We start from the raw sequence: 15,184 nt of genomic DNA, 5'->3' as shown, positions 1-15,184 counted from the left end.
TCGGGGTCATGGGAGCTGCGCCAGCCCCCGGAACCCCATGACCCTACTACACCGCTTTGACCGCGTCACGTACCTGTTCGAGCGCCGCCGGATCTTCGATCGTGATGAGGTCGCCCGTTTCGCGGCCTTCGCAGATCGCCTGGATCGCCCGGCGCAGGAGCTTGCCGGAGCGGGTCTTCGGCAGCATCGAGACGAAGAACACGCGCGCCGGACGCGCCACCGCGCCCAGTTGTCTGTCGACCGTCTTCATCACGTCGCCCTCGAGCGCCATGCGCGCCTCTGGCGTGGCTGCCAGCTCCGGCTGGCGCAGCACGGCGAACGCCATCGCCACCTGCCCCTTGAGCGCATCCTGCGCGCCGATCACCGCCACCTCGGCCACGGCCGGATGGCTCGCGATGCTCTCCTCGATCTCGCGCGAGCCCAGCCGGTGCCCGGCCACGTTGATCACGTCGTCGGTGCGCCCGAGAATGAAGTAATAGCCGTCGTCGTCGCGCACGCCCCAGTCGAAGCTCGAGTAAAGCATCCGCCCCGGCACCGTCTCCCAATACGTCTTGACGAAACGCGCGTCGTCGCCCCACACCGTGCTCATGCATCCGGGCGGCAGCGGTCCTTCGATGGCCAGCACGCCCTTCTGATTCGGCCCGCAGTCCTCGCCCGTGACCTCGTCGACGAGCTTCACGTCATAGCCATACACCGGCTTGCCCGGCGACCCCAGCTTGCCCGGCAACACCTCCACGCCGCGCGCCATGCCGAGGATCGGCCAGCCCGTCTCGGTCTGCCAGTAATTGTCCACGACGGGCTTGCCGACGCCATCGGTGAGCCAGCGTGCGGTCGGCTCGTCGAGCGGCTCCCCGGCCAGGAAAATCAGCCGCAGCGAGGACAGATCGTATTGCGTCAGGTATGCCGGGTCCTGCTTCTTGAGCACCCGAATGGCCGTGGGCGCGGTGAAGAGCTGCGTGACCTTGTACTTCTCCACGATGCGCCACCAGATGCCGCCGTCCGGACGAATCGGCGTGCCCTCGTACATGACCGTTGCAATGCCCGCGAGCAACGGCGCGTATACGATGTAGCTGTGCCCGACGACCCAGCCGATGTCCGACGCGCAGAACATCGTGTCGCCCGGCCGGGCGCAGAAGATGTGCTGCATCGACGAGGCGAGTGCCACGGCGTATCCGCCGGTGTCGCGCTGCACCCCCTTGGGCTTGCCCGTGGTGCCGGACGTGTAGAGCACGTACGACGGCTCGCTCGATTCGAGCCATTCGCACGCGACGAAAGCGTCGAGATGTTGTTCGCGCAGCGGCGCGTAGTCGACGTCGCGACCGGGCACGCGCGTCATTTCGGCCAGGCCACGATCGATGAGCAGCACGCTCGACGGCTTGTGCCGTGCGAGTTCGATGCCCTCGTCGAGCAGCGGCTTGTACGGGACGACCTTGCCGTTGCGCGAGCCGGCGTCGGCCGAGACGATGACCTTCGGCTGCGCGTCGTCGATGCGCGCGGCGAGATTCACCGAGGCGAAGCCCCCGAAAACGACCGAGTGAATTGCGCCAAGCCGCGTGCATGCCAGCATGGCGAACAGCGCCTCGGGCACCATCGGCATGTAGATCAGCACCCGCTCGCCGCGACCCACGCCCAACGATTGCAGCGACGCCGCCATGCGGTTCACCTCCGCCGCAAGCTCGTCGTACGTATAGACGCGCTCCTGCCCGGTCTCGGTCGAGACCCAGATCAGGGCATTCTGCGTGCCACGCGACGGCAGGTGGCGATCGACGGCGTTGTGGCAAAGATTGGTACGCCCGCCCACGAACCAGCGCGCGAACGGCGGCTTGTCGTAATCGAGCACCCGCGTGAAGGGCGTCTCCCAGTCGATCAGGCTGGCCTGTTCCTCCCAGAAGGCCTCGCGTGAGTCAGGGGCGATCGAGCGGGCGTGAAATGACGCGTACGAAGTCATGGTGTCTCCTTGCATGTATTTGATGAGCTCACGCGGCCCCCTCCCCCGGGCGATGTCGACGGTGGGTCGGACCTGGCTGCGCGGCGCCGGATCGGGCCGGCTGGGTCGACGGCGTTTGGCCATCGAACGGCAATTCGCTTCGGTGCAATGAAATCGTCGGGCACGGGTCACGTGCCTCGCGTTCAGTGTGCGCGTTGACGCTTACGGAAGGCTTACCGTGGACGCACGCGCCCCCGCGCAAACGCTAGGGGATTACGCCGATGCGCGAACGTCGGCAGCGCGCACCGGTAAGTCGTCGGCATCGCCTGTTCACGCGCGTGGCGAGATGACGCGAAGCCCGGAGGCGCTCACGCACGCATAAGGCGTTGGCCAACGTGCCGTCGACGCGCAAAAGAAAGCGCCCGTGAGGGAATCCTCACGGGCGCTCGATTTGATGCGGGGTTGTCTATGGGCTCCGGACCATTGACGAGCGAACGATATCGGATCGATCACCGTTCGCCAGAGCCCGGGGACGACTTCAGCGTTGGGCCGTTTTGGTGACCTTGGTCGAGGCCTTCGCTGGCGCCTTCGCGGTCCTGGTCACCGCCTTTGCCGACGCCTTGGCGGTCTTGCCAGTCGTCCTGGCCGGAGCGGCCTTGCTGCTGGCGGCCACCTTCGCCGGCTTGGCGGCGGGTCGATGGTCGACCACGCGAATCATTTTGCCGTTCTTGCCACGCACCATGCGCGTGCGCGGCGCTTCCTCGTCGTCCTTTGCGGCAGGCGCCGATGCAGCGGCAACACGCGAAGCGTCCTTGACCGGCACGTGAAGCACCAGCAGTTGGCCCGACGTGAGCCTGTCACTGCGCAGACGATTCCAGCTCTTGATCTGCGCGACGCTCACGCCACTGCGCGACGCGACGGCAGCGAGCGTGTCGCGCTTGCGCGCACGCACCATGATCTTGCGCGTATCCGGCAGGTCCGGCTCCAGCGCCAGCACGGCATTGCTCGCCACGGACGGGCTGATGTCCTGGTCGATGTCGTCAGAGCGCGGCACCAGCAGCGTCGAGCCCGCCTTCAGGCGCATGCGCGGCGCGATGTTGTTGACGGAGCGGATCACCGCGGCGTCGACACCGAGCTTGCGGGCAACGTCTTCCGGACGCTCGCGCGAAGACGAGGTGTAGGTCGTCCAGCTCGAGAGCGGCTTGTCGTAACTCTTCAAACGACGCTGAAACACTTCCGCACTGTCGAACGGCAACAGGATCTGCGGCTGCCCGGCGCCCAGGATCACAGGCTTGCGGAACGACGGGTTGAGCGCGCGGAATTCGTCGAGCGGCAGATCGGCGAGCTTGGCGGCGAGCGCCACGTCGATGTCGCGCTTGGTCGTCACGCTAACGAAATACGGGTGATTCGGAATGTCCGGCAGCTTGACGCTGTAGACGTCGGGGTGCGCGATGATGTTCTTGATCGCCTGCAGCTTCGGCACGTAGTAGCGCGTTTCGGTCGGCATGCGCAGGCTCAGGTAGTCGGTCGGCAGCCCCTGCGCCTGATTGCGGTCGATGGCGCGCTGCACGTTGCCTTCGCCCCAGTTGTACGCGGCAAGCGCCAAGTGCCAGTCGCCGAACATCGCGTAGAGCTTCGACAGATAGTCGAGCGCGGCGGTCGTCGATGCGAGCACATCGCGGCGCTGATCCTGCCACATGTTCTGCTTGAGGTTGTACGTCTTGCCGGTACTGGGAATGAACTGCCACATGCCGGCCGCCTTCGCCGTGGAGAGCGCCTGCGGGTTGTAAGCGCTTTCCACGAACGGCAGCAGCGCAAGTTCCGTCGGCATATGACGGCGCTCGAGTTCTTCGACGATATGGAACAGGTACTTGCTCGACCGGTCGATCATGCGCTCGACATACTCGGGGCGCTGCGCGTACCACTGCGTGCGGTCCTGCGCGAGGTCGGTGTCGAGATCGGGGATGGCAAAGCCGTGGCGGATACGTGACCAGAGATCGGCGTCGTCGCTGCCGTAGGCCAGATCGTTGATCGAGTCGTTGTCGAGGTCGATGGTCTGATCGCTCGAAACGCGTTGTTTGCCTTTTGCGGTCGAGGCGAGAGGCGACTTGCTCTGCGCATCGGGAGTCGTATTCGACGCACCTGTGGTCGGCGCTGTGCTGGCGCAAGCCGCCAGAAGCAGCGTCAGTAACAAGCTAACGATAAGTCGCATTGATCGGGCTCGAATGGGGTTACATCTTCATGAAATTGGCAAGGATGGTAAGGAAACCCTTCAGATGCGTCAACCTTTCTGCCTAATTTTTTTGCAAAAATCTCATCAAAATGGCCGAAATTTAAGGGTTATCCCCGACCGGGAACCCACGAGATGTGGTCGCAACGACACACGGAAGGTACGCTCGGATCGCATGCGCGATGCCATCGATATGACTCCGAAACATCACGTGTGGGGCAATGAATCAGGGGTGAGCAGACGAGCCGACATGTGTCAACGTCCGCAATGCGGCAGATGTCATCGCGCGTCGCGCTGTTGACAGTGCGACGCGCTCTCGATCAACGGAAGTTGTCTTTCCAGCCGCGGATGGCGGCGAATACCGCCTCCCGAGACAGCGACGTGCGCCCGGCGTGCCGCTCGGCGGCCGCGACGACCGCCGGTGCGTCGCTGCGCAGGAACGGGTTCGTCACCCGCTCCTGGGCGAGCGTGGTGGGCAGCGTGGGACGCCCTGCCGCGCGCAGCGCCGTGGCCTCCTGATGCCAGGCGGCGAGTGCCTCGTTGTCCGGATCGACGGCCAGCGCGAAGCGAATGTTCGACAGGGTGTACTCGTGGGTGCAATGCACGAGCGTGGCCGGCGGCAGCGCCGCGAGCCTGTCGAGCGATGCGAGCATTTGCGCCGGCGTGCCCTCGAAGAGGCGCCCGCATCCGCACGAAAACAACGTATCGCCGCAGAACAGCCGCGGCACGCCCGCCGCGCCCGCGCCGAGGAAGTAGGCGACGTGGCCGGACGTGTGGCCGGGGACATCGATGACCTCCAGCGTCATGGCCGGCGCCGCGATGTGCACCGTGTCGCCGCCCGCGTGGGGATGATCGACGCCCGCGATGGCTTCACGCGCCGGGCCGTGCACCGGCACATTGAAATGCCGCAGCAACGTGCCCACGCCGCCGACGTGATCCGCATGCTTGTGGGTGATGAGAATGGCGCGCAGCGTGAGGCCGCGCGATTCGAGATAGGCGAGCACGGGATCGGCGTCGCCGGGGTCGACGACAACAGCGTCTTTGCCGTTGTCGATGACCCAGAGATAATTGTCCTGGAACGCGGGGACGGGAAAGACGGTCAGTGTTCCGGCCGACTGCCCACTTGCCGCATCTGCGTGCGCATCCATATATACTCGCCACCATGTCAGAACGTCCGATTATAGACTGGCCCGTCTGGCTCGTCTCACCGCCAGGCCGCTACGCGCTCGCATGGGAACAGGCCCTCTTCGATCAATGGGTCGGGGATCTGTTCGGCTATCACGCGTTGCAGCTGGGCCGTCCCGAGCTCGATACGCTGCGCGAGAACCGCATGCCCTACCGAGGGCTCGTGCTACCCGCCGCACGGGGGCCAGAGGCCCCCACGCTCATGACCAAGGCCGCGAGCGACACGACCGATACGACCACGTGCGCGACGGCGGCGGACGGCGCCACGCCCATCGCATCCGAGATGGTGGCGCGCGACATCCTGGTGAGTCGATTCGACGAATTGCCGATTGCCACGGCCAGCACCGACCTCGTTGTGCTGCCGCACGTGCTCGAGTTCGCCGAGAACCCGCACGACATCCTGCGCGAAGTCGAGCGCATTCTCGTGCCCGAGGGACAGGTCATCATCACCGGCTTCAACAACCTGAGCCTGTGGGGCGCGCGCGAAGAGCTGGGACGTCTGGCGGGCGCGCCGTTTCTGCCCCCGGGCGCCGACCTCATCGCCTTCACTCGCCTGAAGGACTGGCTCAAGCTGCTGTCGTTCGACATCGACCGTGGCCGCTTCGGGTGCTACCGGCCGCCGCTGCGCGGCGATCACTGGCTGCAACGCTTCGAGTTCATGGAGTCCGCCGGCGATCGCTGGTGGCCGATCTTCGGCGCCTTGTACGGGGTTCGCGCGGTGAAGCGTGTGCGTGGCATGCGCTTGGTCGGCAAGGTCCGCAAGCGTATACTCGCGCTCCAGCCCGCGGCGGCGCCGGTGGCCACACCGAACACCACGCACCGCCAGATGGCCGAAGCGACCGAAGTGTCCGACTGATCGTTTGAGAGATGACCTTGCCGCAAGTTGAGATCTATACCGACGGTGCCTGCAAAGGCAATCCCGGCCCCGGCGGTTGGGGCGCCCTGCTCGTTGCCGGCAAACACCGCAAGGAAATGTTCGGCGGCGAGCCGAATACGACCAATAACCGCATGGAGCTGCTTGCCGTCATTCGCGCGCTCGAAGCGTTGAACAAGCCGTGCCATGTCGTGCTGCATACCGATTCGCAGTACGTGCAAAAGGGCATCAGCGAATGGATTCACGGCTGGAAGGCCCGAGGCTGGAAGACCGCCGCGAAGGAGCCCGTGAAGAACGCCGACCTGTGGCAGGAACTCGACGCCGTCTCTCAGAAGCACGAGATCGACTGGCGCTGGGTGAAAGGTCACGCGGGACACGACGGCAATGAAGCCGCCGACCAACTGGCCAATCGCGGCGTGGAGAGTCTGCGGCGCGGGTGACCTTGCACGCGGGCGAGCGACCGCGCGTTGCGCGAGTTCGTCAGTCCGGCGGTCCGTGAGACCATACGGCTGCGCGTGCCAATTCCGAAAGTACGAGCCAACTACCGAAACATCATGCGACAACTGATCCTCGATACCGAAACCACCGGGCTGAACCCGAAGACGGGGGACCGTCTGCTGGAGATCGGTTGCGTCGAACTGGTCAATCGCCGCCTGACCGGCAACAACCTGCATTTCTACATCAACCCCGAGCGCGACAGCGATCCGGGGGCACTGGCGGTGCACGGCCTGACGACGGAATTCCTCTCCGACAAGCCCAAGTTCGCGGAGATTGCGGAAGAGCTGCGCGAGTATTGCCGCGGCGCCGAAATCATCATTCACAACGCCGCGTTCGACCTGGGCTTTCTCGACATGGAGTTCGGGCGCCTCGGCTGGCCGCCTTTCATGGAGCACTGCTCCGGCCTGATCGACACGCTGCTGCGTGCGCGGGAGATGTTCCCTGGTCGGCGCAACTCGCTGGATGCGCTGTGCGAACGTCTTGGCGTGAACAATGCGCATCGTACGTTGCACGGCGCACTGCTCGACGCAGAACTGCTCGCCGACGTGTACCTGGCGATGACCCGCGGTCAGGAGAGCCTGGTCATCGATTCGGGCGACGGCGACGAAAGCGACGCGGGCGCACATCGCGAAAAGATCTCGCTGCGTCAATTCGAACTGCCGGTCATCCTCGCGGCGGCTGAAGAGATCGCACTGCACGGCGCGGTACTCGACGGCATCGACAAGGGCATCAAAGGGACATGCGTCTGGCGCACGGAACCGGCAGCGCCGGAAGGTGAAGCGACGCCGGCTGCGTGACATGACAGGGATTCGCGAGGTATCCGCGAAAAAATTGCACGGAGCCCTTCCCAAGCGAAGAAAACATCCCTATAATCGCTGTCTTTGCTGCTTGCGAGTCATCGCGAGAAACGGCGTGAAGTGATCGAGAGATATCGTCACGGCGGCAGCAAAACAAGATTGAAAAGAAAGGTTGCAGACTTCTACGAAAACAGTTAAAGTTCTGCTCCTGATTGCGAAGGAAAGACTTCAGCAATCAACACTAAATCATTGATTTAGTTAATGATTTGGGTGGTTAGCTCAGCGGTAGAGCACTGCCTTCACACGGCAGGGGTCACAGGTTCAATCCCTGTACCACCCACCAGATTCGAAGGGCCGACGATACGTCGGCCCTTTTTGCATTCTGCGTCGGTATCGCAGGGATCGCGCGCGATCCATTCCGCATGCCGCAACGACGAGACGGACGCCCGCTTCAATGCGAGCGCACCTCCCCTGCCCTGCACCACACCTCGCACCTCAGCGCTTGAACCCCGCCGCCCCCGTTACCCGAATCTCAGGGCCCGAGAGCGAGTACACGATGCCCGCATTGTTCGCCGCCGCGCCGGTCAGCACGCCTTGCGTCGAAAACGTACAAGCGCCGCCGACACACGCGCCGCCCGAGACGTTTTGCGTCATCGTGTCGAACGTTGCACGCGCACCGTCCGGGCCAACCACCGTCATGCCGGCGCCGGTCGCGTAAGTCTGCCCGGGCATGGCGATATTCAGATTCGGCGTGACGTCGTAGCGCGCATTCTGGAACGCGATGCTCAGCGATCCCGTCAACGTGCCGGTCGCACCGGAAATTCTGTCGATAGCCTTCGTTGCGCCGGCGAGCGCGTACGTCATCGTGCCCGAGATCGGCAGATTCGCATCCAGCGTGGGCTTGCCAACGATATAAGGCATGCCCGAACTCCACGTCGACAAATCGATCGTCTCGCCGTGATCGGATATCGTGCCCGCCGTCCAGCGCCCCCAGCCCAGATCGTCCAGTTTGCCCGCGTCGGCGACCGTCACGGCCGACACGACATTGAACGGCATGTCCGACCCCACGAACTTCGTCATCTCGCTCGCGGCATTGAAGGTCGCCGTGCCCGTGCCAAGACTTGCGATACCGTCCGAGCCCCAGTTCATCATGTAATACCCCGCGCCGCTGGTCAGCACGACGGGTGGTGGGAGCACCGGCGGCGTCACAACCGGGGGCGTCAAGACCGGCGGAAGCTCGGCGGCGGGCGGCCGTGGCGTCGGCAACAGCACGACAGGCCCTGTAGCCGGTGTGGGCTGCGTCGGCGAACCCGTTGCCGAAAATATCGGGGGCGGCGTGAAAAGGATTCCCGGATTCTGCGGAAGCACGACCGGCGGCACGCTGAAATTGGGCGTGAAGCCGAATTGCCCGGCCGAGAAAAGCGGCGATCCACCACCATTGCTCACGACGATCGCGCCACCGAGCACCTCGACATAGAGACCCGGACTCGCCCCACCCGGCACAGCACTCGCAGCAGTGCCTCCTGAAGCTGACACCACCGGCTGCGGCAGGAATCGCGAGAAGTCGAGCCCTCCACTCTGCGCTCTGGCCTGCGGGATGACGAAAGAAGCCACCGCCGATGCGATGGCGCTCCATTGCGCAGCGCGGCGTGCGGGAAAACGCAAGGCCCGACGAGGCCCCGACAACACGATGAATGTCATGATCGATCGCTCCGGATCGGCGTGAGGATTGAGATCAGCGGAAGTCATAGCGAGCCACGACCTCGTAGACACTTCGGTGGTACTGGTACAGCGGCTGGCTGGAGCCATTCCGCGTGAAGCTGAATTGCGGCGTGATCGAAAACGCCTTCGTCACGAAGTACGAATAGCCAGCCCTCACGTCAAGCTGACGGTCGCTGCGCTCCACGAGAAACAAACTGTCGAGCGTGTCGTAGTTGCGTCGCTCGATGCTAGCGCTGGCGAACAGCAGTTGATCCGGCATCACGTGCCATTCGCCGCCGAGTCGCGCGCCCCACAGCCGATTGCCGAACGCGGCGGACAAGTCGTCCTTGGGCTTTTCTCGCCCCGCGTACAGCGAGGCATAAGCGACCGGCGCGCCATAGACCGACGAGAATCCCTTGACGATCGACGCGCCAACGATGGCGCGATTCACGTCGCGCGCATTCGTGCCCATGTAGCGAATCGGCGTGTACTGCGCGAACGTCGCCACCTGAAGGTCGCTGCCAAGATCGCGCGTCCACTGCGCGGTGAAGCCGTTGAGATTGCGGTAGCTCTCCGAATCGACCCACATGTGCTGGTTGGCGTACTGAAGTCCGAAATTGTTCGGCCCGGACAACCAGTTCGCGCCCAGTTGAAGCAAATAGCTGCCCTGATCGAAGGCGCGCGCCTTATCGGCGTAGGTGCGCACATCGACCTCTCCCGATGCCGACACCACCAGGTTGTCCGTCACGGCATGTCGCACGCCTAGCCCGCCACTGATGTCGCCGAAGTTCGCCGGCGTTCCGCGCGAGGCGCCGTCGAGGACGAACATCAAGCCGCCCAGTGCCGGAATCGCGATCGCGGAATTCGTCGTCGCGTTGTTGGCATTGGTATCGTGCCCGACGTTGCCCTGCACGTAGCCGGTCCAGGACGTACGCGCGCCCGCAGGCGCATTGATCGCGTTCAGGTAGGCCTCGATGACCGGACGCACACCCTCGGGGACCTCGCCCGCGGCCACCCCCTCGAACTCGCGTCTCGCGTTATCGCGCTGCCCGAGCAGAAAATAGGTGCGCGCCAGTTCGAGGTGAGCCGGACCATCGCCAGGACGCGCCGCCACGCTGCGTTTGAGTGCGCGCTCGGCAACCTCGAGGTGATGACTGTCCGCGGCAGCGATACCCAGCAGGTAGTCATATTCGCCGTCGCCCGCCAGACGGCTCTCCAGCGGCGCCAGCAACGCGTAGGCCCGTGCGGGCGATTTGGCGCGCATCAGCGCGCGAGCCTCGGAGATCGCGGCGTTTCCCGCGTCGGACGACGAGGCAGGCGGCCCGCCGACAGCGGCAGTGCCGTCTGCGACGAGCGTGCCCGCGGCATACGCGCCATGCGTCAGAACGGCACCGAGCACCGCTGCGGCAAGCGCACTTCGGCGAAGCGTTGAAACAGACATGCAGTGATTCCCCGGTACGGCGAGGCATCGGGCATGCATGCCCGACGACGCTCGCGGAACAATGATTGGTTTTGTGCGCTACGGTCGAATACCACCATGCTGCGTTTTCATTCTTCTGATGACGGCAGCGAGGGAGCGCGCGCGGCACAGCAAACGGGGGGAGGACTGCGCATGGGAACCGTTGGCGGCTTCCCAAGGTCGGCGCTGGGCGCCATTAGAGCGCAACCGCCCAGCCATGGCAAGCGGCAGACCGAGAGCCCCCCCCAACCGTACGCACCGGCTGCGAGCGACACTACGCAGTCGCGGCGCATGCCCCGCGGAAATGCATGCGCGACATCGCAACATCAATAGATTTTTTAAATCAAAACTAAAATTCGATCAATTTAACCACATACCGATCCAACTTCCCGCCGGGGCGTGGCGCGACCCGTGCCCCGCGCGACGGGGATTTCCACGATATGACGGGGCCTTCAGAGCCAGTCTTATATAAGACTGACGCATTCACATTACGAAAAGGCATTTCAGTTTTGCCCCTGACCCGTGTCACAATCGAGAGAATTTGTCATGGCTAGCGGACTGTCACCCCAGTCGGCGGCGTTCCCCCACCTTTTCCTGATTCTTGAATCCGAGACCAGCGATGAGTACGCAGCAATCCAGCATCATCTACACCCTGACCGACGAAGCACCGCTTCTGGCCACCGGCGCCTTCCTCCCGATCATTCGCACGTTCACCGCGCCGGCCGGCGTGGCGATCGAGACGAGCGACATCTCGGTGGCAGGTCGTATCCTCGGCGAATTCCCCGAATTCCTGACGGAAGAACAGCGCGTGCCGGACAACCTCGCCGAGTTGGGCCGCCTCACGCAGGATCCGGACACCAACATCATCAAGCTGCCGAACATCAGCGCTTCGGTGTTCCAGTTGCAGAGCGCCATCAAGGAGCTCCAATCGAAGGGCTACAAGGTGCCGGACTATCCGGAAGACCCGAAGACCGACGAAGAGAAGGCCATCCAGAAGCGCTACTCGAAGTGCCTGGGCTCGGCCGTGAACCCGGTGCTGCGCGAAGGCAATTCGGATCGCCGCGCCCCGCTGGCCGTGAAGAACTACGCCAAGAAGCATCCGCACAGCATGGGCGAATGGAGCATGGCTTCGCGCACTCACGTGGCGCACATGAAGCACGGCGACTTCTACCACGGCGAAAAGTCGATGACGATCGACAAGGCTTGCGACGTGCGCATGGAACTCGTGACGAAGAGCGGCAAGACCATCGTGCTCAAGCCGAAGGTCTCGCTGCTCGACGGCGAAATCATCGACAGCATGTTCATGAGCAAGAAGGCGCTGTGCGAGTTCTACGAAGAACAGATGGAAGACGCCCGCAAGACCGGCGTCATGTTCTCGCTGCACGTGAAGGCCACCATGATGAAGGTCTCGCACCCGATCGTGTTCGGCCACGCCGTGAAGATCTTCTACAAGGAAGCCTTCGAGAAGCACGGCAAGCTGTTCGACGAACTGGGCGTGAACGTCAACAACGGCCTCGTGAACCTGTACGAGAAAATCGAGGCGCTGCCGAGCACGCAACGTGAAGAGATCATCCGCGATCTGCACGCCTGCCACGAGCACCGTCCGGAACTGGCGATGGTCGACTCGGCCAAGGGCATCTCGAACCTGCACGCACCGAACGACGTGATCGTCGATGCCTCGATGCCGGCCATGATCCGCCTGGGCGGCAAGATGTGGGGTGCCGACGGCCGTCCGAAGGACACCAAGGCCGTGATCCCGGAGAGCACGTTCGCCCGCATTTACCAGGAAATCATCAACTTCTGCAAGACGAACGGCGCATTCGACCCGACCACCATGGGCACGGTGCCGAACGTCGGCCTCATGGCGCAGAAGGCAGAAGAGTACGGCTCGCACGACAAGACGTTCGAAATCGTCGAAGACGGCGTGGCGAACATCGTCAACATCGCCACGGGCGAAGTGCTGCTCTCGCAGAATGTAGAAGCCGGCGACATCTGGCGCATGTGCCAGGTCAAGGACGCCCCGATCCGCGACTGGGTAAAGCTCGCGGTGAACCGCGTTCGCAACTCGGGCATGCCGGCCGTCTTCTGGCTCGACCCGTACCGTCCGCACGAAGCCGAACTGATCAAGAAGGTCGAGACGTACCTGAAGGACCACGACACCACCGGCCTCGATATCCAGATCATGTCGCAAGTGCGCGCCATGCGTTACACGCTCGAGCGCGTGATCCGCGGCCTGGACACCATTTCGGTGACCGGCAACATTCTGCGCGACTACCTGACCGACCTCTTCCCGATCATGGAGCTGGGCACCAGCGCCAAGATGCTGTCGATCGTGCCGCTGATGGCCGGTGGCGGCATGTACGAAACGGGCGCCGGCGGCTCGGCACCGAAGCACGTCAAGCAACTGATCGAGGAGAATCACCTGCGTTGGGACTCGCTGGGTGAATTCCTGGCGCTGGCCGTGTCGCTGGAAGACCTCGGTATCAAGACGGGCAACAACCGCGCCAAGATCCTCGCCAAGACGCTCGACGCGGCAACCGGCAAGCTGCTGGACAACAACAAGGGCCCGTCGCCCAAGACCGGCGAGCTCGACAATCGCGGCAGCCAGTTCTATCTGTCGATGTACTGGGCACAGGAACTCGCCGAGCAGAAGGAAGACGCCGAGCTGGCCCAGCGCTTCGCGCCGCTGGCCAAGCGACTGGCCGAGAACGAGAAGACGATCGTGGCCGAACTCGCCGAAGTACAAGGCAAGCCGGCCGACATCGGTGGCTACTACAAGCCCGACTTCGACAAGCTCGAGCAAGTCATGCGCCCGAGCAAGACGTTCAACGCCGCGCTGGCAAGCGTCGCGACGGCGTAAGCGCGAAAGCGATCGAGGGCGGGTCGGCACGACCGCCCCGCAGCATCCAATGAAAAAGCCGGCGAACGCCGGCTTTTTCTATTTCACGGACCACGCACGACAAAGGCGACATTGGCGACATCGGCGGCATTGGCACCGCTGCCGCCATCACCGTGCTCTGAAGCGTTTCAGCGGTTGACCTGCGCCTTCGATTGCGTGAGCGCCAGCACGGCCCCCAAGGCGAGCGCGGCCGACACGCAGTACATGCCGGCGTTGGTGCTTTGCGTCACGTCCTTGAGCCAGCCGATGACGAACGGGCTCACGAAACCGGCCAGGTTGCCGATCGAGTTGATCATGCCGATGGCGGCAGCAGCCGAGCCGCCGACGAGCAGCGCGCTCGGGTACGTCCAGAACACCGGCATCGTGGCCAGCATGCCGGCCGTGCCGACCGACAGCGCCACCATGGCGAGCGGGACATTGTTGCCCCAGACCGTGCTCAGGTACAGGCCCACGGCCCCGGCAAGCGACACCACGGCGAAGTGCCAGCGGCGCTCGCGCGTGCGGTCCGAGCTGCGCGCCACGACGATCATGCTGAGCACGGCGCAGGCGTAGGGAATGGCGGTAAGCAGCCCCACGTCCAGCGCGCTCTTCACGCCGCTGGCCTTGATTAGCGTCGGCAGATAAAAGCCAATGCCATATAGGCCCATCATGCAGCAGAAGTAAATCGCGGCCATGAGCCACACGCGACCGTTCGCGAACACCGACGCGACCGAGTGCTGCACCTTGCCCGCGCTGTCCTGCGCGATGTTGTGCTCCAGAACGGCCTTTTCGTCTTCGGTGAGCCAAGTGGCAGCGCGAATGCCGTTCGGCAGATACATGAGCGTGATCACGCCGAGAATCACCGACGGAATGGCTTCGATGAAGAACAGCCATTGCCAGGCGGCCCAGCCGCCCACGCCATTGAATGCCGCGAGAATCCAGCCCGAGAGCGGACCGCCGAACACGCCCGCGACGGGAATGCCGATCATGAACAGCGCGTTCATGCGACCGCGACGCTGCGCCGGGAACCAGTAGGTCAGGTACAGCACGATGCCGGGGAAGAAGCCCGCCTCGGCCACGCCGAGCAGAAAACGCACGACGTAGAACTGCGTGGGTGTCTTCACGAACAGCGTGGCCGCCGAGAGCACCGCCCACGAGATCATGATGCGCGCGATCCAGCGGCGCGCACCGACCTTGTGCATGATGATGTTGCTCGGCACTTCAAAGAAAAAGTAGCCGATGAAGAAGATGCCGGCGCCCAGGCCATAGACCGTCTCGCTGAACTGAAGGTCGTTGAGCATCTGCAGCTTGGCGAAGCCGACGTTGACACGGTCGAGATACGCCGCGACGTAACAAAGGAAAAGGAACGGCAACAAACGCCAGGTCGCTTTGGCGTAGGCTTGCGCCTCGATCGCGCGCGACTGCGCACTGGGTTGGGTACCGCTAGCGATAGTACTCATGGTTTCCACTTCGAACTTCGGCTGCCATGCAGCCGGAATCAAGACTGCAACGCTGCCGCCGGACCACTCGCACCGATCACGCCGCCTTACCCACCCGACTGCTCTGAAGACCTCACGATTCCCATGTCGCGGGAATCGATTTCGCGGAGTCCGTCGACATTGTCTCCGGACGTCT

The 15,184-nt window shown here is 63.8% G+C and carries 10 protein-coding genes and 1 tRNA gene; 5 read left to right on the top strand and 6 right to left on the bottom strand.

Translation table 11 applies throughout. From position 1 onward, the window contains the following. Positions 1-46: 46 nt before the first annotated feature. The 3 genes from LV28_RS32055 to gloB form a co-directional block, all read right to left on the bottom strand. On the bottom strand, positions 47-1,948 hold the full coding sequence (locus LV28_RS32055) for a propionate--CoA ligase (RefSeq protein ID WP_023871806.1): 1,902 nt from the start codon (positions 1,946-1,948) through the stop codon (positions 47-49). A gap of 517 nt (positions 1,949-2,465) precedes the next feature. Beyond that, positions 2,466-4,139: a transglycosylase SLT domain-containing protein gene (locus LV28_RS32050; protein WP_023595159.1), complete on the bottom strand. Its 1,674-nt coding sequence runs from the start codon at positions 4,137-4,139 to the stop codon at positions 2,466-2,468. 338 nt (positions 4,140-4,477) lie between these two features. Continuing rightward, on the bottom strand, positions 4,478-5,305 hold the full coding sequence (gene gloB, locus LV28_RS32045) for a hydroxyacylglutathione hydrolase (protein WP_023595158.1): 828 nt from the start codon (positions 5,303-5,305) through the stop codon (positions 4,478-4,480). Between the two features lie 14 nt (positions 5,306-5,319). Here gloB and LV28_RS32040 point away from each other — a divergent pair, with 14 nt between their 5' ends. The 4 genes from LV28_RS32040 to LV28_RS32025 all read left to right on the top strand — a co-directional run bounded on the left by LV28_RS32040 (position 5,320) and on the right by LV28_RS32025 (position 7,854). Further along, positions 5,320-6,198, top strand: a complete 879-nt coding sequence (locus LV28_RS32040; protein ID WP_023595157.1) for a methyltransferase domain-containing protein — start codon at positions 5,320-5,322, stop codon at positions 6,196-6,198. Between the two features lie 11 nt (positions 6,199-6,209). Beyond that, positions 6,210-6,656, top strand: a complete 447-nt coding sequence (gene rnhA, locus LV28_RS32035) for a ribonuclease HI (RefSeq protein ID WP_023595156.1) — start codon at positions 6,210-6,212, stop codon at positions 6,654-6,656. A gap of 114 nt (positions 6,657-6,770) precedes the next feature. Then, positions 6,771-7,511, top strand: a complete 741-nt coding sequence (dnaQ, locus tag LV28_RS32030) for a DNA polymerase III subunit epsilon (RefSeq protein WP_023871808.1) — start codon at positions 6,771-6,773, stop codon at positions 7,509-7,511. A gap of 268 nt (positions 7,512-7,779) precedes the next feature. Further along, positions 7,780-7,854: transfer RNA gene (locus LV28_RS32025), tRNA-Val, on the top strand. A 152-nt stretch (positions 7,855-8,006) separates the two neighbouring features. On the opposite strand, the gene LV28_RS32020 is transcribed toward LV28_RS32025, so the two are convergent. Both LV28_RS32020 and LV28_RS32015 read right to left on the bottom strand, forming a co-directional pair. Next, complete coding sequence (locus LV28_RS32020) at positions 8,007-9,260, bottom strand: hypothetical protein (RefSeq protein ID WP_144347284.1); 1,254 nt, start codon at positions 9,258-9,260, stop codon at positions 8,007-8,009. Then, positions 9,247-10,653, bottom strand: a complete 1,407-nt coding sequence (locus tag LV28_RS32015) for a surface lipoprotein assembly modifier (protein WP_023871810.1) — start codon at positions 10,651-10,653, stop codon at positions 9,247-9,249. Before LV28_RS32015 ends, LV28_RS32020 begins: the two co-directional genes overlap by 14 nt. Positions 10,654-11,290: 637 nt before the next feature. Between LV28_RS32015 and LV28_RS32010 the strand changes: the two genes are divergently transcribed. Then, positions 11,291-13,531: an NADP-dependent isocitrate dehydrogenase gene (locus LV28_RS32010; protein ID WP_038618165.1), complete on the top strand. Its 2,241-nt coding sequence runs from the start codon at positions 11,291-11,293 to the stop codon at positions 13,529-13,531. Between the two features lie 167 nt (positions 13,532-13,698). Here LV28_RS32010 and LV28_RS32005 read toward each other — a convergent pair whose 3' ends face one another. Then, complete coding sequence (locus tag LV28_RS32005) at positions 13,699-15,009, bottom strand: MFS transporter (RefSeq protein WP_038621312.1); 1,311 nt, start codon at positions 15,007-15,009, stop codon at positions 13,699-13,701. Positions 15,010-15,184 lie beyond the last annotated feature (175 nt).

It is taken from the genome of Pandoraea pnomenusa (assembly GCF_000767615.3).
GTDB classification, from domain to species: domain Bacteria; phylum Pseudomonadota; class Gammaproteobacteria; order Burkholderiales; family Burkholderiaceae; genus Pandoraea; species Pandoraea pnomenusa.
The sequence above is the reverse complement of the archived record's forward strand: the minus strand, read 5'-3'. Positions and strand labels throughout refer to the sequence as shown.